This window comes from Bifidobacterium sp. M0307, from assembly GCF_016100445.1.
GTDB lineage: Bacteria > Actinomycetota > Actinomycetes > Actinomycetales > Bifidobacteriaceae > Bombiscardovia > Bombiscardovia coryneformis.
The window spans coordinates 372,283-397,397 of sequence record NZ_JACFSL010000001.1 but is presented as its reverse complement, the minus strand read 5'-3'; the positions used below and the strand labels follow the sequence as shown (position 1 = coordinate 397,397).

Below are 25,115 nucleotides of genomic sequence, written 5' to 3'. Positions count from 1 at the left end.
TGTCGGACCACACTGTGGGTTCGCGCACGGCCTCTAGACCACCAGCATAGCCGTGCCGCTGGTCCGTATACCCCTAGAACCGCTTCAGGACATCGACCAGGGTTCCGCGGAACCGTTCCATCTCCGCATCGGTGCCCATACATACCCTCAGGTAGCCTTCGGGGCCTACGGCCCTGATCAGCACGCCGGCCTCTTTCATGGCCCCGAAGATGGCATCTCGGTCAGGGAAGATACCGAAGAGGATGAAGTTGGATGCCGACGGAACCACAGTCAGCGGTTGACCGTTGTACTCCTGCTCCGACAACCATCCGGCGGTCTTCCGGCGGGTCTCACGAAGCTTGCCCACACGAGCCAGCTGGAGGTCGGTGTGCTCCAGGGCGGCCAGGGCGGCGGCCTGGGTGAGGGCGCTCAGGTGGTAGGGCATCCGGACGATGCGGACCGCGTCGATTATTCCCCGTGATGCTGCAAGGTAGCCGACCCTGGCACCGGCGAAGGCAAAGGCCTTGGACATGGTCCGGCTGACCGCCAGATGGTCGTATCGCCCAATCAGGCTGACCGCCGAGGGGGTGCCGGGGTCACGGAACTCGATGTATGCCTCATCTACGACCACAATGGGACGGGCCGACTGGTCCGCACCCGATACATGGACTTGTGAGCAGACCTCCAGAAGCCGGGTCAGTTCCTCCATGGGCAGAGGGGTTCCCGTGGGGTTGTTGGGACTGGTTACCAGGACCATGGCGGGCCCAAGGGCTTTGATTCGCTCGATGGTCGTTTCCATGTCCAGGCTGAAATCAGGAAGACGGTGAGCCAGTTCCCAGTCCGTAAAGGTATCCCTGGCATACTCGGGGTACATGGAGTAGGTCGGATCGCAGCCCAGCACGGTCCTGCCCGGCCCGCCAAAAGCCTGGAAGAGCTGAAGCATGATCTCATTGGACCCGTTGGCCGCCCATACCTGCTCGGGTTCCAAGGCAGCCTGGGACTCCTCCTTCAGGTAGGCGGCAAGGGCCTTGCGAAGACCCTCGTGCTCCCTGTCGGGATACCGGTTCAGCCCAGGGGCCTCCTCCCCCACACGTCGGCAGATGGCCTCGACCACCTCCGGGTCCAGCGGGTAGGGGTTCTCATTGACATTCAGACAGACCGGAACATCCAGCTGGGGGGCACCGTAAGGCTCCTCCCCCACCAGATCCGTGCGGAGGGGAAGGTCGGCAGGTATGGCACTCACCGCAAGCCGGCCTTTTCTTCGTTGGATTCCAGGTCGGCCTTGTCGTACGGGTCGTCCAGGAACCGGCTCAGGATGCACTCGCCGTGGGCGGGCAGGTCCTCGGAGACGGCAAAATCGTTGATCTTGGCTGCGATGGGCTTGAGTCCCTCCCGGTCATACTCGATGACCTCAACAGGCTTCATGAAGGTGTGTACGCCCAGGGCCACGTCGAACCTGGCTGTGCCGCCGGTGGGCAGGACGTGGTTGGATCCGGACATGTAGTCTCCCAAGGGCACCGGGGAGTATGGGCCACGGAAGATGGCGCCGGCGTTCCGAATCCGGTCGATGACGGCATCCGGGTCGGCCGTCTGGATCTCCAAGTGCTCGGCGGCATAGGCGTTGGCCACATCAATCGACTGGTCGATTCCATCGGTCAGGATGATTCCCGACTGGTTGCCACTCAGCGATGTACGCACCCGGTCAGCGTGCTCGGTTCGCGGCACCCTGCGCTCCAGAGCCTCCTGAACGCCCTGTGCCAGGTCCTGGCTGTCGGTGACGAGGACCGAACCGGCCAGCTCATCATGTTCCGCCTGCCCGATCAGGTCCGCCGCAACCCAGTCGGGATTGGCCTCCCCATCAGCCAGAATGGCTATTTCCGTAGGCCCGGCCACGGCATCGATTCCCACCATGCCTGAGACCATCTGCTTGGCTGTGGCCACGAAGATGTTACCTGGGCCGGTGATCTTATCAACCGGGTCGCAGAGGATCTCCCCGTCTTGAGGCTCCGATCCCCTGGCTCCGTATGCGAACATGGCCACGGCCTGGGCACCGCCCACGGCATAGACCTCGTCCACCCCCAGGATGGCGCAGGTGGCCAGGATGATTGCCGCCGGCAGGCCACGGGGGTCATCGGAAGCAGGCGGGGTGGCCACGGCCAGGGAGTCGACGCCCGCCACCTGGGCGGGCACCGCATTCATGATGACCGAGGAGGGGTAGAGAGCCTTGCCCCCAGGCACGTAAAGGCCGACGCGCTCGACGGGAATCCATCGCTCGCTGACGCGGGCGCCGGGGGCCAGGTCTGTCGCCATGGGCTCGGGCACCTGGGCGGCGCAGACCTTGCGGATGCGGGTGACGGATTCCTCTATGGCCGCCCTGACCTTGGGGTCCAGCCCCTCAAGGGCCTCCTGCATGGCAGCAGCCGGTACCCTCAAATCATGGGGACGCACATGATCGAACCGCTCCTCCAAATCACGCAGGGCCGCAGCCCCACGCTCACGCACCTGGTCCAGGATGGGCTGCACCTGACTGCTTGCCTCCCGAGTACCCATATCGGCCCTGGGCATGGCGGCGAGGAGCTGGGCGCGGGACATGGTCTTCCCGCGCAGATCCATGGTTCTCATCATGAGTTTTGACATACCTCGATGGTAGTGAACTTTTGTGTCGCCGAGGCCAGGTGTTCACCTCCATCCCAAATGGTGAGACGGTTCCGCAGGCGTCCTAGGTCGAGGGAAGGCAGGAGGGCCCGAAGACCGATTTGATCTCAGCCAGCATCGAGGTGTCGTGGGTGGTCCTGAAGCCGTCCCCGAAGGTCAGCATGCGCACGTTCCCCCGCTCATCGGTCACAGCCAGCCTGACCTGGCAGTACCCTGGATGGGTCTTCAGAATCTGTGCCAGCCGCTCCATCCGCCCGCGGTCCAGGGCCGTCCTGGGCAGGGTGATGGTCAGAGGCCGTTCATCGGCCGACTCCAGCATGGGCACCTCCATGTCGGTGACCCGCAGGCTGGATTCCTCATCACGCAACTCCACCAGTCCCCGCACCCGGATCACCGAGTCCAGGGAGAGGTCGTCGGCATTGGCGTCGTATACCTTCCCGAAGAACATGCACTGTATGGAGGATTCCAAATCCTCGATGGTGACAATGGCCCAGGGGTTCCCCTTCTTGGAGACCCTCCTGTCGACGGCCGTGACCAGTCCTGCCAGGGTGACGGTCTGGTTGCCCATGGTGTTCGCCCGGTTCAGCAGCTGGGCGATCGACATATCGCGCATACCCGCCAGAACCGAGGTCATACCGCTCAGCGGGTGGTCGGACACATAGAGGCCCAGCATCTGGCGTTCGAAGTTAAGCTTGGTGGACTTCTCCCACTCCTCGATGTCGGGAATGGTCACCTGGGCATCACCGAGGGCATCCGACTCGTTCCCCCCATCGTCATCGGCCTCCGCGAAGAGGTCGAACTGCCCCTCGGCCTGCTTGCGCTTGATGGGCATGACCTGGTCGATGGCTTCGTCATGCACCTGGAAGAGGGCCCGCCTGTTGGGGTCGATCCCGTCGAAGGCACCGCCCTTGATCAGGGATTCCACAGTGCGCTTGTTGAGGACGTCCATGGGCACCCGCTTGACGAAGTCCATGAAGTTGACGAACCTGCCCCGGGGACCTGACCGCTCGTCGATGATCGCCTGGACCGCCTTGGAACCCACGTTGCGGATGGCCGCCAGACCGAAGCGGACCACGTCGCCGACTGCGGAATAAGCGGCCACGGACTCGTTGATGTCCGGAGGCAGGATCTGGATCCCCATACGCCGTGCCTCGCCCAGATAGAGGGCCGTCTTGTCCTTGTTGGTCCGTTCGTTCTCCAGGAGGGCCGCCATGAACTCCACCGGATAGTGGGTCTTCAGGTAGGCGGTCCAGTATGCGATCAGGGCGTAGGCGGCGGAGTGGGCCTTGTTGAAGGCGTACCCGGAGAAGGGAACCAGAACGTCCCAGACGGCCTGGGCGGCCTCCCGGGAGTATCCGTGCTCCTTCATACCCTCGAAGAAGGGCACCTGCTCCTTGGCCAGGACCTCGGGCTTCTTCTTGCCCATGGCTCGACGGAGCACATCAGCCTTGCCCAGGGAGTATCCTGCCAGGATTCGCGCGGCCGACTGGACCTGCTCCTGATAGACGATCAGACCGTAGGTCTCGTCCAGGACCGCCTTGAGGGGTTCGGCCACCTCGGGATGGATGGGTTCTATCTTTTGCTGGCCGTTCTTGCGCTTGGCGTAGTTGATGTGGGAGTTCATATCCATGGGCCCCGGCCGGTACAGGGCGATCAGGGCGGATATGTCGTTGAAGTTATCGGGCTTGAGCATCCTCAGGAGGGACCTCATCCCGTCACCATCGAGCTGGAAGACACCCAGGGTATCACCCCTGGATAGGAGTTCATAGGTTTCCTTGTCGTCCAGGGGAACCTTCTCGATGCTGATTGGCTCCTTCCCGTTGCGCTCGATGTTGGTTATGGAATCCCTGATGACCGTAAGGTTGGAAAGCCCCAGGAAGTCCATCTTGACCAGTCCGAGGGTCTCGCAGGTGTGGTACTCGAAGGTGGTCGTGACCGTACCGTCGTTGCGCTCCATCAGGGGGGAGGTGTCGGTGATGGGGTTGGATGCCATGATGGTGGCGCAGGCGTGCACACCGGTCTGGCGTATGATCCCCTCGATGCCCTTGGCCTCCTCGGTGATTCGTTTCACGTCCGGATTGGAATCGTAGAGGTCGCGGAACTCCTTGGCCTCGGGGAACCGCTTGGAACCGGGATCGAATATCTCCTTGAGGCTCATGTCCTTGCCGTTGGCGGAGGGAGGCAGGGCCTTGGTCACCTGGTCACCCATGGAGTACTCGTAGTCCATGATCCTGGCAGAGTCCTTCAGGGCCTGCTTGGTCTTGATGGTGCCGTAGGTCACGCACTGGGCGACCTTGTCGGACCCGTACTTCTCGCCCACATACTCCAGGACCTTGGCCCTGCCTTCGGGGTCGAAATCCACATCGATATCAGGCAGGGACACACGCTCGGGGTTGAGGAAACGCTCGAAGATCAGTCCGTGCTTCAGGGGGTCCAACTCGGTGATGCCCATGGCGTAGGCCACCATGGAACCTGCTGCGGAACCACGGCCCGGACCCACCATGATGCCATGCTGCTTGGCCCAGTTGATGTAGTCGGAGACCACCAGGAAGTAGCCGGTGAACTGCATCTGGCAAATCACACCGCACTCGTAGTCGGCCTGATGGGACACCTCTTCGGGCACCCCGTCCGGATAGCGGTTCTTCAGTCCCTCATCGACCTTCTTCAGGAAGAGGGAGGTCTCATCCCATCCCTCCGGGCAGTCGAAGCGGGGCATGAAGGCCCCGTCCTCATGGTCGTCGAACATGATGTTGCAGCGCTCGGCGATCTCAAGAGTGTTGTCGCAGGCTTCGGGGAACTCCTTGAATATCTGCCGCATCTCCTCGGACGAACGGATGTAGTAGCCGGAACCGTCGAACTTGAATCGACCGGGGTCCGTAAGGCGCGAACCGGAGTTGATGCAGAGCAGGGCATCCTGTGCCGAGGCGTCGTCTTCCCTCACATAATGGGAGTCGTTGGTGGCCACCAGAGGGGCATCCAACCGCTTGGCGATCTCCAGAAGGTCCTTGGTCACCCGGCGCTCGATATCCAGCCCGTGGTCCATCAACTCGATGTAGTAGTTCTCCTTGCCGAATATGTCCTGGAACTCCCCGGCAGCCCGGAGGGCCTCGTCGAACTGCCCCAGACGCAGCCTGGTCTGAACGATGCCCGATGGGCAACCGGTTGTTGCTATGACGCCCTTGTGGTAGGTGGAAAGGAGGTCCTTGTCCATTCGTGGCCACTTGCCCACCAGACCCTCAAGATTGGCCAGCGAGGAGGCCTTGATCAGGTTGACCAGACCCTCGTCATCACTGGCCCAGAGGGTCATGTGGGTGATGAAACCACCACCGGAAACATCATCCGAACGCTGCTCCTCGGTGCCCCAACGAACCCTGGTCTTGTCCTGCCGGGCCGTTTCGGGGGTCACGTAGGCTTCGATGCCGATGATGGGCTTGACACCCGCATCCACGGCGGTTCGCCACATCTCGTAGGCACCGTGCATATTGCCATGGTCCGTAATGGCCACTGCCGGCTGGCCCTGCGCCTTGACCTCAGAGACCAGGTCGGGGATCTTCGAGGCCCCGTCCAGGGTGGAGTAATGGGTGTGGGTGTGCAGGTGAACGAAGTTCGACTGGGAAGAGGACATACGTTCTAATCTAGCGTCCACCCCGACCGAATCGCCGAAGTCAGCTGCATGCGTAGCGCTGACTGCCGGGAAGGCCGGTCATTCATCGCGCTTCTGACGCTCCTCGCGCTCCATGTCCAAGGCCTTGCGCAGGTCCGCCGGGTATGAGGAAACCACCTTGGTCCAAATGTGGGTACGTGGGTGCCTGAATTCCAGGCGCATGGCGTGGAGCCACTGCCTGGTCAGGCCAAGCCGATCAGCCAGTTCAGGATTGGCCCCATACATGTGGTCCCCCACAAGGGGGTGCCCGATTGAGGAGAAATGAACACGAATCTGGTGGGTGCGGCCGGTCTCCAGGTTGACGCTGGCCAGTGTCGTGGAGCCGAATCGCTCCATCACGTCCCAGTGGGTTATGGCCTCCTTGCCAGCCGGGGTGACCGTGAAGCGGAAGTCCGATACCTTGGCCCGACCTATCGGCGCCTCGATTGTGGCCCTGTCCTGGACGAGATTACCCTGGACCAGGGCGTGGTAGATCTTGACCACCTCATGGTCGGCGAACTGCCGTCGCATTTCCTTGTAGGCCAGGTCTGACTTACAGACCAGCATCAGGCCACTGGTGCCCGCATCCAGGCGCGAGACGATGCCCTGGCGCCCCTGGGCACCCATGGAGGTGATGTGCGTCCCCCGCTGCAGGAGACTGCCCAGAACGGTAGGTCCGGTCCATCCGACCGAGGGATGGGCGGCCACCCCGACCGGCTTGTCTACAACGATGACGTCCTCGTCCTCGTAGACCACCGGCATATCATCAGCCACCGGTTCCACCTCATCGACGGGGTCCGGCTGATCCAGTTCAATCAGATCACCACTGAGCAGGGTGGAGGATTTGGTTACCGTCCGGTCCAGGACTCGCACCCGGCCGTCTGCGATAAGCTCGGACGCTTTAGCACGTGACATGCCCAGCATCTTGGATAGGGCCATGTCCAGGCGTTTGCCCACCAGGGCATCAGGAGCAGGCAGGAGCTTGGTCACTGTTCCTCTCCCCCGTGTCCCTCTTCGATCTCCTGAAAATCGGGGGTCTTCTCCGTCTTTCCGGTGGAAACAAACCGAACATCGGCCAGAATAAGGAGCACCACGACCACTCCGGCCACGGTCAGATAGATATCGGCAACGTTGCCGACCGACCAGCCATAATCCAGAAAATCCACCACTTTGCCGTTCAGGAAGCCATCGGCATAGGCCACACGGTCAATCAGATTCCCTGCTGCCCCCGAAAAGGCCAGGGAGAGGACCATGGTCCAGGCCATGGAGGTCGTCTTCAGGGCCAAGGCCACGATGATCAGGCAGGCCCCGACGGCAATCAGTGAAATGACCCAGGTAGCCCCGGACCCCAGGCCCAGGGAGGCGCCCGGATTACGCAGAAGTCGCAGGGAAACCAAGGAACCCAGGAACGGATGCACTGCACCGTCTCCCAGAACGATCTGGGCCAGGGCCTTGCTCACCTGATCCAGACCGATGGCAACAGCGGCCAGGCATACGAAGACGGCCACGCGTTGGCGCAGCCGTCTCGGTTCCTGTTGTGAAGAGTTCACAGTCGGGTGCTCAGTGGTTGTCCGTGGCGTTGTCCTCCATGGACTGGAAGTTGCTGGTATCCGAAATCTGGTTGACCAGCTGGTTGAGGAACTCGGTCAGCTTGCTGCGGTAACCGGCCTCGAACTGCTTGAGTCCCTGGATGTTGTCCTCAAGAACCTTGGACTGCTCGACCAGCTTGCTCTTGACCTCGGTGGCGTAACGATCGGCACCGTCGCGGGTGTTCTTGTCGTACTCCTGTGCCCTGGTCTGCACCTGGGTCTCGTACTCGTCGGCCTGGTCGTGCTGGTTCTTGGAGTAGGCATCGGCATCCGAACGGGTCTTGACCGAGTACTCGTCGGCCTGGGTACGCACGCGCTCCGAGTAGCCATCAGCCTCGGAACGCACCCGCTTGGAGTACTCTTCGACCTCGGTGTGGGTGCGCTTGGAATAGTCCTCGGCCTTCTTGACGATCTCGTCGTGCTGGGCCTTCCCATCGGCCACCAGCTGTGCGGCGTTGGCCTTGCCCTTATCGACATACTGATCGTGCAGCTGCATGGCCAGGGTGAGCATGGCGGTCGCACGGCCTGCCTCGCTTCCGGCCTCGGCACCTGCGCCTGCAATCTTGCGAAGGCTGCCGGTCTCGGTCGAAGGCTCGACCTTGGAGACCTGCTCGCGCAACTGTTCCTCGCGCTTCTTGGACTCTTCCAGCTGCTTGTTGAGCTGCTCGATCTTGGAGAGCTGCCCCTGCCCAGCCTGCTGTGCCTGGGCCGCCTGCTGACGTGCGGCATTCGCGTTCTGCTGTGCTGCATTCAGCTCGGACTTGGCCTTGTTGAGCTCGTTGGACAGGTTCTGGGACTGTCGACGGGCCTCGTCGCGTTCCTTCTGAACCGCATTGAGCTGGTTCGTCAGGGTCTGGGCGTTGTTGCCGTTGGCGGCCTGGGCAGTCAGCTGATCGATCTGGGAATTCAGCTGCTCGACCTGACGACGAAGCTGCTCGTTCTGCCCGCTCAGCGTCTTGACCTGTCCCTCGGCCTCAGCCAGCTGACGGGTGGCCTGGGTGGCGGCCGCGGAAGCCTGGTTGTTCTGCCCGGCAGCCTGGCTCTTGCTCTTCAGGTCGCGGTTCTCGGCCTGGAGGGACTCCACCTGGGCGCTCAGGTCGGAGATCTTGGAGTTCAGTGAGGCCACGTCAGTACCCAAGGACTGAGTCGAAGCCGTCCTGCCTTGGATGGCCTGCCTGCCCAGGGCCTCGACGGTCTCGGTCACTTCGTCCAGGAAGTCATCGACCTCATCGATGTCGTAACCGCTCTTGAGCCTAACTATATTGAAGTTATGCTCCCGGATGTCTTTGGGCGTCAAAAGAGCCATTTGATTCTCCACCTCGCTTCAGGCCAACCAGCCCGATTGTTTTTCTCTTATTGAATGCTAGCACGGAGCGTGCCAATCGCTCCGTCTTGCCTTCTTACTCAAATCAGAATCTGTATCACAATGAGGATGAAATACAGGACTATAAAGGAGACATCCAGCTGGATTCGACCCATGGGCAGAGGCGGTATGTAGCGCCTGAGCCAGCGCAGGGGCGGCTCGGTCAGAGCATAGATGACCCGTATCAGGGATGAGACGACACCCCTTGGGTACCACCGCGGCATCAGGATCATGGCCCAATCCACTATCATCCTGATGAAAAGAACGAACAGGTATGCGTCGATAAGGACGTTGATCAGGTAACGGAGCAGGGGAATAACAATCATGTGGTGAGACTCCGGAAGTAGTCCATATTAAGGAACCCCGCCCTGGCAGGGGCGGGGTCAGACGCAATCACTGAGCAAAGAGGCCTTTGGCGGAGGATGAGGACTTGACCTCTTCCACCTTGATATTGACCTGTGCAGGACTGAGCAGGAAGACCCTGGGGGTCACCCGTTCGATGGATCCGCGAACGCCGAAAACCACACCCGCGGAGAAGTCAACGATTCTGTAGGCCACGGACTCGGAGACACCGGTCAGGTTGAGGACCACAGGGACCCCGTCACGAAGTGCCCTGCCAACCATCTGGGCATCCTCGTAGGACTTGGGGTGAATGGTGGTGATGCGGTTGATGTGGCTCTGGAAGGGGGTCGACTCCCCCTCCTGGCCGGCTGCTGACGACTGGGCCGCCATGGGTGTCACCGAGTGATCGGTATCGAAGCCGTCACCGGTTTCTTCCTCATCCATGATTTCATCCTCTGCGTCCACAACGTCGGTCATCCCCAGGAAGGACATCGCGTTCTTCACCAAACCTGCCATCTTTGCTCCTTATTGCGTCACCGAAGGAAATCGGGAATATCAAGATACCCCGGGTCGGCTGAGTTTCCATCATCCTCGGTCGTCGGGGGAACCACCTCATGTTCGGAAGTCTGGTCGGATTGTCCCTGTTCCTGCTGGATGTCAGCAGCCTCCTGAAGCGGGGCGGCGGAAGGGGACGGGGTGGTTGCACGCACCTGCTGCACACTGGCCGACTGGGCTTCTTCCTCATCCTTCTTGGCGTTGGGGTCGAAACCGGCGGCGATCACGGTGACCCGGACCTCGTCGCCGTACGCATCGTCCAGGGCCAGACCCCAGATGATCTGCGCCTCGGGGTGGATTGCATCCTGGACCAGCTGGGCTGCGGCCGATGCCTCCTGCATGGTCAGGTCGGTGGGACCGGCAACGTTGATCAGGGCACCATGGGCACCTTCGATGCTCTCCTCCAGCAGGGGGGAGCTGATGGCGATCTCGGCGGCCTGGGTGGCCCTGTCCTCGCCACGGGCGGCACCGATGCCGAAGAGGGCCGTACCGGCATCCTTGAGGATGGCGGTCACATCGGAGAAGTCGACGTGGATGTAGGAGTTCATCGTAATCAGGTCGGTGATGCCCTGGACACCGGCCAGGAGGGCGGTATCGGCGGTCTTGAAGGCGTCCATCACCGAGACCGTGCGATCGGAAAGATCAAGCAGGCGGTCGTTCGGGATGACAATCAGCGCATCGACTTCCTTACGGAGGTTTTCGATGCCGGACTCGGCCGAGGCGGAACGCCGCGGGCCTTCGAAGGTAAAGGGCCTGGTGACCACAGCGATGGTCAGTGCGCCCTGCTGTCGTGCCGCCCGGGCCACCAGAGGGCCTGCACCCGTGCCTGTGCCACCACCCTCACCGGCGGTGACGAACACCATATCGGCTCCCTTGAGAACCTCTTCGATGTCGGACTGGTGGTCCTGTGCCGCCTTGGCTCCCTTCTCGGGATCGGCACCTGCACCCAGACCTCGGCTGTTGCTGTCGGAAAGGGATATCTTCACATCGGCATCGGACCGGAGAAGATCCTTGGCATCCGTATTGATGGCCACAAACTCGACGTTCTGCAGGCCTTCGGCGATCATCCTATTGACCGCGTTACCGCCTGCGCCGCCAACACCGACGACCTTGATGTTGGTCTTGTCATTGAAATTGTCAGTCTGGGCAATCTCGCTCACAGTATGCTCCCGTCACTCACCTTACGCTTAACTCTAGCGCAGACCGTATACGCCAACACGCATTTGCCCATAGGCGCCCGCCCATGAGGCACCCATCCGCGGTGCTCGTGGCCTGCACGGAACTCCCGTACACGACCCGGACCCAACCAGATAGGAACCCCATGCTGTCTCTGTCGCATATTCTAAACCACAACCGGGTACTTTGGATACGGCAATTCACAACCCCACACGATATGAGCCCACCTGACAGGTCAGGATCCCCTCTTTTCCGTTGATTCATCCTTACTGAAGGTGAGGGAGGCAACGGCTGACGAATCAGTTCCCCACACCTGGGCAAACCCAGACTCAGTAGGCGGCATCCATGGGGTCGTTGCCGAAAAGCGCATGGCGTTCCTCGGAGGTGGTGGTTCTTGAATCAAGCCAGCCGTACGGCAGCCGAACCTTCTTGGCATACCTCACCCGGCCCCGGGGCTTGTCGGCCACACCTGCCGGATAGGGCATTTCCTGGTCCAGACCGGCGATGCACCCGTCCAGCTGATCCAGCGTCTCGCACGACATGAAGGCGCGGCGGGTCGCTCCCCCGACCGCGAACCCTTTGAGGTACCAGGCCACGTGTTTGCGCATGTCATGCACAGCCATCATCTCGTCACCATCGTAGAAGTCCACCAGGAGCCGGGCGTGACGGGCGATAATTCGCCCCACCTGGCCCAGGTTGGGTTCCTCGCGCACCGCAGACCCCTGCAGGGCATGACGGATATCGGCGAATATCCAGGGCCTGCCCTGGCAGCCGCGACCGATGGCCACGCCTGCGCATCCGGTCTGCCTGACCATTTCCATGGCATCTTCGGCGGTCCATATATCCCCGTTGCCGAAAACAGGGATGCTCAGGGCCTGGACCAGCTGCGAGATGCGGTCCCAGTCGGAGTGCCCACCGTAGTACTCCGCCGTTGTTCGGGCATGGAGGGTGACGGCGGCACACCCCTCCTCCTGGGCGATATGCCCCGCCTCCATGTAGGTGAGATGATCCTGGTCGATACCCACCCTGATCTTCGCCGTGACGGGGATACCGGCAGGTTCGCAGACAGAGACCACCCGATGAACCAGGTCCTGGAAGAGGTCCGTCTTCCAGGGCAGGGCCGAGCCACCTCCATGACGGGTCACCTTGGGCACCGGGCAACCGAAGTTCATGTCGATATGGTCGGCCCACCCCCGCTCGACGACCATCCGCGTGGCCTGCTCCATGATCTGGGGGTCAACCCCATAGAGCTGGAGGGAACGCACCTTTTCCTCGGGCGCGAACCGGCAGAGACGGAAGGCCTTGGGATTGCGCGCCACAAGGGCCCGGGCCGTCACCATTTCAGCCACATAAAGACCGTCGGGGCCGAATTCGCGGCAGAGCAGTCGGAAGGGCCAGTTGGTGACCCCCGCCATGGGTGAGAGCATGACCGGAGTGGGGATGCGTATGGGGCCCAGATCCAGGGGCTTGACCTTGACGGGTTCTCCTGACCGCTGCGATGCCTCGTCTGCAGATGTCACAGTTACCATTGCAGGTCCGGTCTCAGTACTCACCGCCGGCTTCGGCCACCTTGACCGGAGTGGATGCATCCTGCCCGGGCTCATCCCTCACATCGGTGTACCCGTCGGCAGCCTGGGTACCGGTGATGGCGGCCGGCCCCATCGGATAGCGCAGACGCTTCTCACTGATGCACTTGCGGACATAGCCCTCGACCTGGTCCAGTGCGACCCGCTCCTGCTGCATGGAGTCACGCTGGCGGATGGTCACCGCGTGGTCATCCAGGGAATCGAAGTCCACAGTGATGCACAGGGGGGTACCAATCTCGTCCTGACGACGGTAGCGGCGACCAATGGCGCCGGACTCGTCGTAATCGATCATCCATTCCTGCTGGCGAAGGTCCGCGGCCAGGTCGTGGGCGATCTCCTGAAGCTCAGGTTTCTTGGACAAGGGCAGGACTGCCGCCTTGATCGGGGCCAGCCTGGGGTCCAGACGCAGAACGGTACGGCGGTCCACCCCGCCCTTGGTGTTGGGGGCCTCGTCCACGTCATAGGCATCAACCAGGAAGGCCATCAGGGAGCGGGTGAGTCCGGCCGCGGGCTCGATGACGTAGGGAACGTACCGCTCCCCACTGGCCGGATCGAAGTAGCTCAGATCCTCACCGGAGTGCTCGGCATGGGCCTTCAGATCGAAGTCGGTCCTGTTGGCGATACCTTCCAGCTCGCCCCATTCCGACCCCTGGAAACCGAAGCGGTACTCGATATCGACGGTCCGCTTGGAATAGTGGGCCAGCTTGTCCTTGGGATGCTCATACTGACGCAGATTGTCGGGGTTGACACCCAGGTCGGTGTACCACCGTGTACGGGCATCGATCCAGTACTGATGCCATTCCTCATCGGTACCGGGCTGGACGAAGAACTCCATCTCCATCTGTTCGAACTCGCGGGTACGGAAGATGAAATTGCCGGGGGTGATCTCGTTTCGGAAGCTCTTGCCCATGTTGGCGATGCCGAAGGGGGGCTTGGAGCGGGAGGATGCCATGACCGTCTTGAAGTCGACGAAAATGCCCTGGGCGGTCTCCGGACGGAGATAGTGCAGGCTCTTGTCATCCTGTACCGGCCCCAGATGGGTCCGGAGCATCATGTTGAAGTCACGCGGCTCGGTCCACTGGCCCTTGGTGCCGCAGTCGGGACAGGGAATGTCCTTGAGTCCCTCGGCCGGATCGTGTCCGTGCTTCTCGACGTATGCCTCTTCGAGGGTATCGGCCCGGTGACGCTTGTGGCAGTTCAGGCACTCGATCAGGGGGTCATTGAATACGGAGACATGACCCGAGGCCTCCCAGACGGCCGTGGGCAGGATGACCGAGGTATCGACGCCGACCACGTCGCCTCGGGTGACCACCATGGACCGCCACCACTCACGCTTGATGTTGTTCTTGAGGGCAACACCCAGGGGACCATAGTCCCATGCCGACCGGGTCCCTCCGTAGATCTCCCCCGCGGGGAAGACGAACCCCCGGCGCTTGGCCAGGGAGATGACCTCATCCAGTTTCGAGACTGCCACTGATCACACCTTCTCTTGAGGGACTGCCGTATGGCGCATACGGACCGACGACTGGCCCCAATCATACCGTCGGCTTATGACCTGCCCAGCCCGGCGCGGGAGACCTGTCAGAACCGGGACCTACGATTTTGCTTACTGCGGATGGGATGGGCACCGGACCTGCGAACTGACTCATCTCCATCATGATGAAAGGCATCGGACATGGACCAGTCACAGACCCCGGAGAATTCCTCCTACCTGAATACCGTGGCATCGGTCGCCATCGCCCCCAGCGGGCAGGGTGAAGAGCTATCGACCTACGTAGCCCAGGCCATCGAAGTCATCAGGGATTCGGGGCTGCCCAACGAGACCAATGCCATGAGCACGGTGATCGAGGGCGACCTGGGCCAGGTCATGCAGACGGTCGAGAAGGCGACCAGGGTCCTGGCCGAGCAGGGTTACCGGACAGGCGTGACCCTGAAATTGGACATCCGCCAGGGCAAGCGGGACCAGATTCACCGGAAGGTGGAGCTGATCGACGAGATTCTCTCGGACAGGGAGGTCTGACCGACCCAGACCTTGTAACGCAGGGAACGCCCGCCCCGACCGGAAATGAAAATGAGTGTAGAGGTACGCCCGTGATCACGATGAAACAGATCGCCGCCGAGACAGGTGTATCCGTTTCTACGGTCTCCCTGGTCATGAACAACCGCGACCAGGGGCGGGTCAAACCGGAGACATCCCGGGCCATACGGCGGACAGCCGAGCGGCTGGGATACCGTCCCAACCCCATGGCCAGGTCGCTGCGCACCAGCCGGACCGGCATGTTGGGATTCATCAGCGAGGAAGTCGCCACCACACCCTATGCCGGTGCCATCATCAAAGAGGCCCAGGATGCGGCTTCATCCCTGGGATACGTCCTTCTGACCGTTTCCACCGACGGAAGCGACAGGGAGTCGGACCAGATTCAGGCTCTGAACCGTTACGGGGTGGATGGATTCCTCTACGCCAAGATGTACGACCAGATGGTCGATCTCCCCTCCCCCCTTCGCTCCAGACCCTCCGTGGTCGTGAATGCCCAGGAGGCCCGGAACCGTTGCCCCAGCATCGCCCCCGATGAGTTCCTGATTGGATACGATGCCACCCGGCATCTGATCGATTCGGGCTGTCGGAGAATCGCCTATCTCGGGACCACCCAGGACCTTCCCGCCCAGACGGACAGACGGCGCGGTTACCAGGCCGCCCTCCATGAGGCAGGTCTGCCCGATGACCCCGGCCTGGTCTGCAAGGTGGGATTCAACCAGGAGGCTCTGGATGCGGTCAACGCCCTGATGGACCGGACATCACCGGATGGGTTCTTCTGCTTCAACGACTCCCGCTCCTTTTATATCTACCAGGCGGCGGCAGCCAGACACCTGTCCATCGGGCGGGACATCAGCCTCGTCGGCGTGGATAACCACCAGGTCATGGCCGAGACGACGGCACCAAGGCTGACCACGGTGGAACTCCCCCACTATGAGATGGGATATTGGGCCGCCCGCAAACTCATGGATCTGATCGGCGACTCAGACGCGGCCACACTTCCCTGGCCCGAGACCCTGGCACCCCTTCCCCCGATTGATGCCGAAGAGCCTGTCCGAATCCACTGCCAGCTCGTCGCCAAAGACTCCACCAGGGCCGACAGGTAATCTCGCCGCTTCTCTTTACGCTACTGCCGACGCAAACAGTCAATCGTTTGACGTAAATCGATTGACGCCCTAGTATGTGATGAAAGGATCCGCCAATGTTGGAGCAATACCTCGGGTCCCGACTCCGCAGGGATGCGGAGCGTCACGAGAACAGAGAAAGAGACATGGGTATGGTCGGAAAAACGTCAATGTGGAGAAACCCATCCTATCTGGAATCCTCCACCGGTATATTCTTCTTCTTCTGCGCCTGGGGTGTCTGGTGGTCCTTCTATCAGCGCTGGCTGGTCACCGGTCTCGGCATGACCAACACCCAGGTCGGCAACATCTACTCCATCAACTCCGTGGCGACGCTGATAATAATGTTCGTCTACGGGGTCATCCAGGACGAGCTGGGGGTCAAGCGTAGGCTTGCCGTCTTCATCGCGGCCATTGCGGCACTGGTCGGACCCTTCGTGCAGTTCATCTACGCCCCCCTCATGCGTTCCAACATGGTCCTGGGCGCCGTACTCGGTGCGGTCGTACTGTCCGCAGGCTTCATGTCAGGCTGCTCTCTGATCGAGGCCATCACCGAACGGTACAGCCGCAAATTCGGATTCGAATATGGTCAGTCCCGCGCCTGGGGTTCCTTCGGTTACGCCATTGTGGCCCTGATTGCCGGGTTCGCCTTCAACGTCAACCCGATGATCAACTTCTGGCTGGGATCCGCCTTCGGCATCTGCATGCTCCTGATCTACGCCTTCTGGATCCCCGATGAGCAGCGCACGGAAATCAAGCGGGAGTCCACCCCCGAGGGCGAAAAGTCCCAGCCCTCCCTGCATGACATGATTCATGTCCTGGGCATGCCCGCCCTGTGGCTGCTGATTATCTTCATGATCTTCACCAACACCTTCTACACGGTCTTCGACCAGCAGATGTTCCCCACCTACTATGCCAACCTCTTCCCCACGCCTGAGCAGGGTAATGAGGTCTACGGCATTCTCAATTCCTTCCAGGTGTTCCTGGAATCGGCCATGATGGGCGTGGTTCCCGTCATCATGCGCAAGATCGGTGTCCGCAACTCCCTGCTGCTGGGTGCCACGGTCATGTTCGCCAGAATCGGCCTGTGCGGTTTCTTCCATGACCCAATCGCCGTATCGGTGGTCAAGCTCTTCCACTCCATCGAGGTGCCGCTCTTCTGCCTGCCCGCCTTCAGGTACTTCACCCTCCACTTCAACCCCAAGCTCTCGGCCACCCTCTACATGGTGGGCTTCCAGATCGCCTCCCAGGTGGGTCAGGTCGTACTGTCCACACCACTGGGAATGCTCCACGACAGGGCCGGGGATCAGACCACTTTCTACACGATTTCCCTTGTGGTCCTCGTTGCACTCATCTATGGGTTCTTCGTCCTGAAGAAGGATGACCAGCAGGTGGACGGAGACCCCTTCATCAGGGATTCGCAGAAGGTCAAGGTCGTCGAGGCCTGAACCAGCAAGAAATACCAATCATAATCATGGACCGCCCCGCAACCTCTTGGCGGCGGGGCGGATCGGAAAGGCTCAAGGATGAACCAAGCCGCAAACGAACAAACCGACATGACCGCCCAGTTGGAAAAGGCCCAGGCCGGCATCGACGAACTCTTCCAGCATCGCAATGATCGCTGGTACCCACTTTGCCACATCGCATCCAAGGCGGGCTGGATCAACGACCCGAACGGTCTGATCTTCTTCAAGGGCCGCTACCAAGCCTACTACCAGCTCTACCCCTATGGAACCAAGTGGGGACTCATGCACTGGGGTCACGTATCCAGTGAGGACCTGGTGACCTGGCGGCGCGAGCCCCTGGCCATGGCACCCTCCCTGGAGGCCGAAAAGGACGGGGTCTTCTCCGGATCCGCGGTCCTGGCCGATGACGGCAGGATGGTCATCTACTACACGGGCCATCGCTGGCGTAACGGGGTGAACGAGGACCAGGGCAATTTCCAGGAACAGTGCATGGCCGTTTCCGATGATGGAATCCACTTCGAGAAGAAGGGCGTGGTTGTGCCATGCCCGGATGACCGCATCCTTCATTTCCGCGACCCCAAGGTCTGGAAGCAGGGCAATCGCTGGTATATGGTCTTCGGGGTCAGCAACGTCGAAAAACGCGGAGAGATCTGGATGTACACCTCCCAGGACATGGAGCACTGGAGCTTCGACCGGGTGATATACCGCCATCCCGACCCTGATGTCTTCATGCTGGAGTGCCCGGATATGTTCCCCGTGGAGGACAAGTGGGTCATCTGCTACTCGGCCATGGGCACCAAGCCCCACGGGTTCGACCAGCGCAACCATAACAACGCCGGATACGTCATCGGCACCTGGCAGCCCGAGGGCGACTTCCACCAGGAGAGCGACTTCCATCTATGGGACCTGGGGCAGAATTACTATGCGCCGCAGACCATGGAAGCCCCCGACGGAAGACGTCTGGTCTTCGGATGGATGAGTCCCTTTACCGAGCCCATCCCCATGCAGGACGACGGGTGGTGCGGCCAGTTCACCCTTCCCAGGGAGGTGACCCTTGCCGGTGACCATCTGCGCACCAGGCCAGTGGCCGAGTTCTCCCGCCTCCGCAAGGAGACCCGCGATTTGGGACCGATTGACCTGGATGTCAACGAGACCAGGACCCTGGTTGAGGATGCCCGTACCGCAGACATCGAGATGACCATCGATCTGGACCGGAACCAGGCCGAACGGGTGGGTCTGGAGGTCCACGCCACCCAGAACGGAGGCCACACCATGGTCTGCTACGACGACCAGCTCGGGCGTATCGTCCTGGACCGCCACAGCAACACATACGGAGACCGGGGCTACAGGACCGCCCCACTCGATGGACACACCGACCAGGTCAAGCTGCGCATCGTACTGGACCAGGGGTCCGTCGAAGTGTACGTGAACGACGGGTTGGAAGCCATGAGCTCCTACAGTTTCCCCTCTGATGGGCCGCGCGCCATCAGGCTCTTCAGCGAGTCGGGAGAAGGGCAGGCGCACATCTCCTCCCTGACCGTCTCCGCCCTTGACACGATTTGGGAGACTCCAGACAAGTAAGCCTCTACTGGATACACTTCGACCCTGGTACAGTCATGTGACCGCACCAGGGTCGTTGTTTGCGCACAGACGCCACCGGGAACCGGAATCTCCATCTTGCGTCAGACAGGCACACGCCAGCCCCCCTACTCAGCACCCCCGAAACGGCGGTTCCGGCGAACGTACTGGTCGATGGCCCTCCAGAGAACATCCCGCCCGCAGTCCGGGAAGAGCTCATCGGCGAAAACCAGTTCAGCGTACGCCGCCTCCCAAGGCAGGAAATTGCTGGTCCGGTACTCCCCCGAGGTCCTGATAACCAGATCGCAGTCAGGAATATCGGGATTGTAGAGGTGCTCGGCAATCATCTTCTCGGTAACCCGGGAGCCGGTGATTCTGCCCTGGGCAACCTCCTGGGCGATGGCGGTGGCCGCATCGGCCAACTCGGCACGGCCCCCGTAGTTGATGCAGAAGACCACGTCGATGACCTTGTTGTGCCGGGTCCTGTCCATGGCCGTCTCGAGTTCGTCAATGACGGACTTCCAAAGCCGTGGCTTGCGTCCCGACCAGCGGACCCTGACCCCCCACTCGTCCATCTGCTCCACTCGGCGGTGGATGATGTCACGGGAGAACCCCATCAGGAAGCGGACCTCCGAGGGCGACCGCTTCCAGTTCTCGGTCGAAAAGGTGTAGAGGCTCAGGTACCGCACACCCGCTTCGATGGCCCCGGCAATGGTGTCGAACACCACAGGCTCGGCGGCACGGTGTCCCTGGGTGCGTTCCATTCCCCTTTGCTTGGCCCAACGCCCGTTCCCGTCCATGATGACACCCACGTGCCGGGGTACGGACTTACTGGGAAAGCGGGGAATGCGGTCCGGATCCGAGAAGGGCGCCCGGGGCATATCCAGGGATGTGTAGTCAACCTGGTCAAAACTCATGGTCATGAATCTAATAGGCGCAGGGAGTGGATGGGGCGTTCCAGGTAATATTCGCCCCATTTCTCAACAAGCTGGTCGCAGAGGGGGGTCAGGGGGTCAGTGCCCAAAGACCGCCAGTCCCCTCGGCTCAAGGCCTTGAATTGGTTCAGGGTGACCGAATCAACGCGTATGGCATCGGTGGTCCTGTCTGCACTGCACATGGCTCCGCCACCGGAGATGGAGCAGTAGGTCAGGTCATCGGTACGCCCGCAGACCAGGCAGGAGTCAAGGCGGGGTCGCCAACCCGCCAGGGCCAGGGCACGTATCAGGTAGGAGGCGGAGATTGCTCGTGGATCGTGCCTGTGCCCGGCCAGAGCGGCCAGAGCGGCCAGCAGGAGGCCGTACTGATCCGAGGCGGGCTGGTCCTCACCGGCAATGAGCTTGTCCGCGGTCTCCAGAATCACACCACCGTTGGCATAGAGATCATAATCGGCACTGATGGAATCCGCATAGGTGGCCAGGGATGAGGCCTGGGAGACGATATCCAGGTTTCTCCCCTGTGCAATGAGGAGGTCGACCCGCATAAAGGGCTCAAGGCGGGAGCCGAACCGGGACTTGGTACGCCTGACGCCCTTGGCCACGGCCCTGATCTTGCCATGCTCCCGGGTCAGTATCGTGATGATCCGGTCAGCTTCGCCCAGCTTGGTCGTTTTGAGTACCAGACCTTCGTCACGATAGATGGCCATCTATGCTCCTTGACCGAATCAGTAGTAGATGAAGAGACCCCAGAAGGCAAAAATCAACAGGACCCCGAACATGGCCAGGGTGGTGACGATGAAGAGGGCCAGTCCCAGTCTGGTCGAGGCCACCACCGGCTGAGGATCGTTGGAGTGCATCTGCTGGGCCACGGTGGGGCCACCGGCCCGGTGCGCCTTGAGCTGGGAGGGAATCTGGGAGACCCCCTTGAATGAGGCCACTTCGGCCATTCTGGTGAAAATCCGCGACCAGGCCCAAATCACCAAGGCACAGACCACCTGAATGACCGGCCAGCTCCAATAGCTGACACCGGCAGGGTCGGGCACCCCGCCCCAGCCCAGTCTGACCACGGCCATGATGACCTGGCCGAGCCCGGCTACAAAGAGCACCAACGAGGCCAGGGTGGTTCCGGTGACGGTGGCCAGGGACCCCCCGAACCCGTGCGAGAAGCCCAGAGCAGGGCCCTTATGGCGGATCAGATGATGAATCTTGACGCCAGCGGCCACCAGGGCCATGACCAGGGAGATCAGCAGGAGCAGGAAGGTCAGAATGTGGAGGGCCACCATATAGATGGTCAGGACCGGCCTGCCACGCAGGTCAGTGGGAACGGCGATGGACTGGTGGATGGTCGCCCCTCCGACGCTGGGACTGGTCTGCCTGAGCCCATTGACCTGCCCCACGGCCCAGTTGGTCATGTCTTGCTGGTAGTGATCAGCCAAGGGAGTACCGGTGTTGGCTTCGTCCCCCAGCCTCAGCACATGGTTGGATACGGCGTAGGAGCGGACGGTCACGTTCTCGTTCCCGGCGGCATGGGCCTCGGCCAGCACCTTCTGGACCCCCTCGACCTGGGCGGTCATCACATCCTTGGCCCCGTAAGCCAGAAGGGTCGGTATGGCGTAGGTGTTCCCGTCGGTCGGATCGATGTCCAGGTTGTTGATGTTGAAAAGGGAAGCGTCCGTGCTGAAGAGACGGCGAACCACCGACTGGTAGCCCTGGTTGGCACCGGCGATGGCAAAGTCCTGGGCAACGAAGAATCCGACGGCGTGACGGGGCGAATAGACCATGGGGCTGAGAAGAATCTGGAAGGCGACATCCTTATCCATGGTCAGCAGGAAGGACGATATCCAGGTGCTCTCACTGGTCGCATAGACACCCACCTTGGCGGGATCCACATTCTGCTTGGCACGCAGGAGATTGATGACCTGATCATAGGCCCTTGCGGATGCCGGATAGTCCCTGTTGGCATCGGTGGTCGACCAGACCGGCTTGTCGAGGACGGCCGTCACGAAGCCTGCCGAGGCCAAGGTCTCCGCCACATCACCAAAGGAGTTGTCGCAGGTTCCGTATCCCGCCCCATGCATGAAGACCACACCCGGGCGTTCCCCCTGCACTCCCAGGGGTTCACGAATCTGTACCCTGATCTCCTGGCGCTCATCGGTCCCCTCACGAACGGCCGTTACAGTCTCATGGTGGGCTTTGACCCGGTAGTCCCCCATCTTGTCAAGATGGATACCGTCCGGGTTGTCGAAGGTGACCGAAGTGTCGGGGGTGAGGGTGGGGAAGTTCTGGTCCACCGGATCGTATTTCCAAGGCACTGCGGTCAGATGGGACACCGATACCAGGATTCCCATCAGAATCACGAAGATGGGCAGACTGGTCATGAGCCGTCTTACCCTGCTCCACCTGCCCACCTGGTCCGGCTGCTGTTCATCCTCTTGCGACACGTTGGTCATTGTAGCCGTTGACCGGGATTGACCGACCCGGAATCAGCTGGCCGTGCCCGTCACAGGAACCACCGTGGGGCCCATGTCCGATATGGTCTCGCCCTCGGCGGCTGCCTTGGCCTCCATATCAGCCGCAATGGCCCGGGCCCGCTCCAAAAGGGTGGGGACTATCTGATCCTCGGGAACGGTCTGCACCACCTTGCCCTTGATGATGATCTGGCCCTTGCCGTTACCGGACGCGACTCCCAGGTCGGCCTCCCTGGCCTCCCCGGGTCCGTTGACGATGCATCCCATGACGGCCACCCTGATCGGTGCCGTGATGTCCTTGAGCCCCTCGGTAACCTCCCTGGCAAGCTGGATCACGTCCACCTGGGCCCGTCCGCAACTGGGGCAGGAGATGATGTCGAAGTGGCGCTGGCGCAGTCCCAGATACTCCAGGATCTTGCAGCCCACCTTGACCTCCTCGACCGGCGGAGCCGATAGGGAAACCCTGATCGTATCGCCGATCCCCTCGGACAGAAGGGCTCCGAATGCGAGGCAGGACTTGATGGTCCCCTGCCAGGCCGGACCCGCCTCGGTCACGCCCAGATGGAGAGGCCAGTCACCCTTGGAAGCCAGGAGCCGGTAGGTCTGGACCATGGTGATCGGGTCGTGGTGCTTGACGGATATCTTGAAGTCATGGAAGCCCACATCCTCGAACATGCGGGCCTCTTTCATGGCCGACTCGACCAGGGCCTCGGGCGTAGGGCCACCGTACTTGGCATAGATGTCCTTATCCAGACTGCCGGCGTTGACCCCGATCCTCAGGGAGATGCCCGCCTCGGTCGCCGCCTTGCAGATATCAGGACCCACCTGGTCGAACTTGCGGATATTGCCTGGGTTGACCCTGACCGCAGCGCAGCCTGCGTCGATGGCCTGGAACACATACCTGCTCTGGAAGTGGATGTCGGCGATGACCGGAATGGGCGACTTCTTGGTGATGATCGGCAGGGCATCCGCATCGTCCTGGCTGGGCACCGCCACGCGGACGATGTCACAACCAGCCGCCGCCAGCTCGGCTATCTGCTGAAGGGTGGCATTGATATCGGCCGTTACCGTGTTGGTCATGGACTGGACGGAAATGGGGGCACCGCCGCCAACGGGAACGGACCCGACCATGATTCTTCTGGACTTGCGCCTGGAATGGAGGGGGGTCTCGCTGATGGCCTGGTCACCGGTCTTCCGGAATCCCGCTTCCTTCTTCACCTGGTCCGGCCGGCCACTGTCCGCGGATCGCCCGGAATCAAACATCTCATCACTAGTCACGCAGTAATCTCTATCAAAGCATCCGCACGCCGACGAGCTTCCTGCTCGACTTGCTCCATTACCTCCACGGATGTGAAAGTTCGTGACAGATGGGAATCGGCCATCTGGTCCATGACACGCTCCACCGTATCGACGATGCCCAGGTACGGAAGGCGACGATCCAGGAAGGCCCGGACAGCCTGTTCATTGGCTGCATTGAACACGGCCGTCATCCCCTCCGAGGAATCCAGGGCACGCCGAGCCAGGTTCACGGCCGGGAAGACCCTGTCATCCAGTGGCTCGAAGGTCCACTGTGCAGCCTGGGTCCAGTCGCAGGGGGCCGACACATCACCCAAACGTTCCGGGGCCGAAAGCCCCAGAGCTATGGGAAGACGCATATCGGGGGGCGAAGCCTGGCAGATTGTGGCTCCATCACGGAATTCAACCATGGAGTGGACCAGGGACTGCGGGTGGACAGTCACGGATATCCGATCCTGCGGGATTCTGAAGAGCCTGGCGGCCTCGATGACCTCCAGCCCCTTGTTGACCATGGTGGAGGAGTTGATGGTCACCACAGGGCCCATGTCCCAGGTGGGGTGGTTCAGGGCCTGCTCAGGGGTGATTCCTTCCATCCGACTCCTGGTCCAGCCCCTGAAAGGACCTCCGGAGGCCGTGACGACCAGCCTCGCCACCTCCCCGTGACGACCTGAGCGCAGGGACTGCCAGATTGCCGAGTGTTCGGAATCCACGGGATTGATCTGCCCCGGACGGACCTGGGCATCAAAGAGGAGATGCCCACCGGCCACGACTGATTCCTTGTTGGCCAAGGCCAACTGGGATCCGGCCTGAAGGGCGGCGATGGAGGGCCGAAGCCCTATCGACCCGGTGATGCCGTTCAGCACCAGATCAGCCCCCGACCCTGCCAGGGCAACGACCGCATCCATGCCTGCTTCAACATGAACCTGACCGGCGCCGGCCTGGGACAGGGCCTGGCGGAGTTCTTCAACCTTGGAGGGGTCCGCCAGGGCAACTTTCTCGACACCGAACCGGGCGGCCTGCCGGGCCAGAAGATCCGTATGACCGCCGCCAGCCGCCAAGCCCACCACCCGGAAGTGCTCGGGATGGCGACCAACCACATCAAGGGCCTGGGTGCCGATGGAGCCGGTCGAACCCAGGATCACCAGACTCTTGGACCAGTTCCTGTCTCCTTTACCAGTCCAGTCCTCCAGGGTCCTGGCCTGACCGGCCTCGGCACCTGCGTCGGCCTTATCATGACCGCTTATCATTCCTGCACACTTTCCACGGTCCGCTCGGACCGTAACTTTCAGGCCCTGAAGTCCGTCTCGTCGGGTCTGCCCGACGGACTC

The 25,115-nt window shown here is 61.5% G+C and carries 20 protein-coding genes; 4 read left to right on the top strand and 16 right to left on the bottom strand.

What is annotated here, in order from left to right:
• Window positions 1-73: 73 nt before the first annotated feature.
• From H3V08_RS01495 to H3V08_RS01445, 11 genes are all read right to left on the bottom strand, one after another.
• Window positions 74-1,222, bottom strand: a complete 1,149-nt coding sequence (locus H3V08_RS01495; protein ID WP_198181381.1) for a histidinol-phosphate transaminase — start codon at window positions 1,220-1,222, stop codon at window positions 74-76.
• Window positions 1,219-2,616 carry a histidinol dehydrogenase gene (gene hisD / locus H3V08_RS01490; RefSeq protein ID WP_033489821.1) on the bottom strand — a complete coding sequence of 466 codons (1,398 nt, stop codon included), beginning with the start codon at window positions 2,614-2,616 and terminating at the stop codon, window positions 1,219-1,221. The genes H3V08_RS01495 and hisD overlap by 4 nt, the downstream gene beginning before the upstream one ends.
• Window positions 2,617-2,698: 82 nt before the next feature.
• Window positions 2,699-6,259, bottom strand: a complete 3,561-nt coding sequence (dnaE, locus tag H3V08_RS01485) for a DNA polymerase III subunit alpha (RefSeq protein WP_198181380.1) — start codon at window positions 6,257-6,259, stop codon at window positions 2,699-2,701.
• Between the two features lie 78 nt (window positions 6,260-6,337).
• Window positions 6,338-7,267: an RluA family pseudouridine synthase gene (locus tag H3V08_RS01480; protein WP_033497264.1), complete on the bottom strand. Its 930-nt coding sequence runs from the start codon at window positions 7,265-7,267 to the stop codon at window positions 6,338-6,340.
• Window positions 7,264-7,827, bottom strand: coding sequence for a signal peptidase II (locus tag H3V08_RS01475; protein ID WP_237742959.1), 564 nt, complete (start codon window positions 7,825-7,827; stop codon window positions 7,264-7,266). The genes H3V08_RS01480 and H3V08_RS01475 overlap by 4 nt, the downstream gene beginning before the upstream one ends.
• A 10-nt stretch (window positions 7,828-7,837) precedes the next feature.
• Entirely contained in the window at window positions 7,838-9,172 is a 1,335-nt protein-coding gene (locus H3V08_RS01470; RefSeq protein ID WP_198181379.1) for a DivIVA domain-containing protein, read from the bottom strand.
• A gap of 98 nt (window positions 9,173-9,270) precedes the next feature.
• Window positions 9,271-9,555 (bottom strand): YggT family protein, encoded by a 285-nt coding sequence (locus H3V08_RS01465; RefSeq protein WP_198181378.1) that lies wholly within the window; start codon window positions 9,553-9,555, stop codon window positions 9,271-9,273.
• 67 nt (window positions 9,556-9,622) lie between these two features.
• Complete coding sequence (locus tag H3V08_RS01460; protein ID WP_198181377.1) at window positions 9,623-10,087, bottom strand: cell division protein SepF; 465 nt, start codon at window positions 10,085-10,087, stop codon at window positions 9,623-9,625.
• Window positions 10,088-10,104: 17 nt separating this feature from the next.
• On the bottom strand, window positions 10,105-11,286 hold the full coding sequence (ftsZ, locus tag H3V08_RS01455) for a cell division protein FtsZ (protein ID WP_198181376.1): 1,182 nt from the start codon (window positions 11,284-11,286) through the stop codon (window positions 10,105-10,107).
• 345 nt (window positions 11,287-11,631) lie between these two features.
• Window positions 11,632-12,822, bottom strand: coding sequence for a tRNA dihydrouridine synthase DusB (gene dusB, locus H3V08_RS01450; protein WP_332461780.1), 1,191 nt, complete (start codon window positions 12,820-12,822; stop codon window positions 11,632-11,634).
• 22 nt (window positions 12,823-12,844) lie between these two features.
• A complete protein-coding gene (locus H3V08_RS01445; RefSeq protein WP_198181374.1) occupies window positions 12,845-14,362 on the bottom strand; it encodes a glycine--tRNA ligase in 1,518 nt (505 codons plus the stop codon).
• Window positions 14,363-14,563: 201 nt separating this feature from the next.
• Between H3V08_RS01445 and H3V08_RS01440 the strand changes: the two genes are divergently transcribed.
• The 4 genes from H3V08_RS01440 to H3V08_RS01425 all read left to right on the top strand — a co-directional run bounded on the left by H3V08_RS01440 (window position 14,564) and on the right by H3V08_RS01425 (window position 19,091).
• The gene (locus tag H3V08_RS01440) at window positions 14,564-14,908 is read left to right on the top strand and encodes an MTH1187 family thiamine-binding protein (RefSeq protein WP_198181373.1); all 345 of its coding nucleotides are present in this window, start codon (window positions 14,564-14,566) and stop codon (window positions 14,906-14,908) included.
• Window positions 14,909-14,979: 71 nt separating this feature from the next.
• A complete protein-coding gene (locus tag H3V08_RS01435) occupies window positions 14,980-16,029 on the top strand; it encodes a LacI family DNA-binding transcriptional regulator (RefSeq protein ID WP_198181372.1) in 1,050 nt (349 codons plus the stop codon).
• A 170-nt stretch (window positions 16,030-16,199) separates the two neighbouring features.
• Window positions 16,200-17,492 carry an MFS transporter gene (locus H3V08_RS01430; RefSeq protein WP_198181371.1) on the top strand — a complete coding sequence of 431 codons (1,293 nt, stop codon included), beginning with the start codon at window positions 16,200-16,202 and terminating at the stop codon, window positions 17,490-17,492.
• Window positions 17,493-17,570: 78 nt separating this feature from the next.
• On the top strand, window positions 17,571-19,091 hold the full coding sequence (locus tag H3V08_RS01425; RefSeq protein WP_198181370.1) for a glycoside hydrolase family 32 protein: 1,521 nt from the start codon (window positions 17,571-17,573) through the stop codon (window positions 19,089-19,091).
• A gap of 125 nt (window positions 19,092-19,216) precedes the next feature.
• Here H3V08_RS01425 and H3V08_RS01420 read toward each other — a convergent pair whose 3' ends face one another.
• The 5 genes from H3V08_RS01420 to dxr are packed head-to-tail and all read right to left on the bottom strand — an operon-like array spanning window position 19,217 to window position 25,034.
• The gene (locus H3V08_RS01420; RefSeq protein WP_198181369.1) at window positions 19,217-20,005 is read right to left on the bottom strand and encodes an isoprenyl transferase; all 789 of its coding nucleotides are present in this window, start codon (window positions 20,003-20,005) and stop codon (window positions 19,217-19,219) included.
• Window positions 20,006-20,007: 2 nt separating this feature from the next.
• A complete protein-coding gene (recO, locus tag H3V08_RS01415) occupies window positions 20,008-20,730 on the bottom strand; it encodes a DNA repair protein RecO (protein WP_198181368.1) in 723 nt (240 codons plus the stop codon).
• A gap of 18 nt (window positions 20,731-20,748) precedes the next feature.
• The gene (locus H3V08_RS01410; RefSeq protein ID WP_232340045.1) at window positions 20,749-22,473 is read right to left on the bottom strand and encodes an alpha/beta hydrolase family protein; all 1,725 of its coding nucleotides are present in this window, start codon (window positions 22,471-22,473) and stop codon (window positions 20,749-20,751) included.
• Between the two features lie 33 nt (window positions 22,474-22,506).
• The gene (gene ispG, locus H3V08_RS01405; RefSeq protein WP_045921135.1) at window positions 22,507-23,754 is read right to left on the bottom strand and encodes a flavodoxin-dependent (E)-4-hydroxy-3-methylbut-2-enyl-diphosphate synthase; all 1,248 of its coding nucleotides are present in this window, start codon (window positions 23,752-23,754) and stop codon (window positions 22,507-22,509) included.
• 11 nt (window positions 23,755-23,765) lie between these two features.
• Entirely contained in the window at window positions 23,766-25,034 is a 1,269-nt protein-coding gene (gene dxr / locus H3V08_RS01400) for a 1-deoxy-D-xylulose-5-phosphate reductoisomerase (RefSeq protein ID WP_198181366.1), read from the bottom strand.
• Window positions 25,035-25,115: the final 81 nt, after the last annotated feature.

Coding starts and splice junctions, on each gene's coding strand:
- hisD (WP_033489821.1), bottom strand. CDS start 2,616: ATGTCAAAACTCATGATGAGAACCATGGATCTGCGCGGGAAGACCATG.
- dnaE (WP_198181380.1), bottom strand. CDS start 6,259: ATGTCCTCTTCCCAGTCGAACTTCGTTCACCTGCACACCCACACCCAT.
- H3V08_RS01470 (WP_198181379.1), bottom strand. CDS start 9,172: ATGGCTCTTTTGACGCCCAAAGACATCCGGGAGCATAACTTCAATATA.
- H3V08_RS01465 (WP_198181378.1), bottom strand. CDS start 9,555: ATGATTGTTATTCCCCTGCTCCGTTACCTGATCAACGTCCTTATCGAC.
- H3V08_RS01460 (WP_198181377.1), bottom strand. CDS start 10,087: ATGGCAGGTTTGGTGAAGAACGCGATGTCCTTCCTGGGGATGACCGAC.
- H3V08_RS01440 (WP_198181373.1), top strand. CDS start 14,564: ATGGACCAGTCACAGACCCCGGAGAATTCCTCCTACCTGAATACCGTG.
- H3V08_RS01430 (WP_198181371.1), top strand. CDS start 16,200: ATGGTCGGAAAAACGTCAATGTGGAGAAACCCATCCTATCTGGAATCC.
- H3V08_RS01425 (WP_198181370.1), top strand. CDS start 17,571: ATGAACCAAGCCGCAAACGAACAAACCGACATGACCGCCCAGTTGGAA.
- H3V08_RS01420 (WP_198181369.1), bottom strand. CDS start 20,005: ATGAGTTTTGACCAGGTTGACTACACATCCCTGGATATGCCCCGGGCG.
- recO (WP_198181368.1), bottom strand. CDS start 20,730: ATGGCCATCTATCGTGACGAAGGTCTGGTACTCAAAACGACCAAGCTG.
- H3V08_RS01410 (WP_232340045.1), bottom strand. CDS start 22,473: ATGACCAACGTGTCGCAAGAGGATGAACAGCAGCCGGACCAGGTGGGC.
- ispG (WP_045921135.1), bottom strand. CDS start 23,754: ATGTTTGATTCCGGGCGATCCGCGGACAGTGGCCGGCCGGACCAGGTG.
- dxr (WP_198181366.1), bottom strand. CDS start 25,034: ATGATAAGCGGTCATGATAAGGCCGACGCAGGTGCCGAGGCCGGTCAG.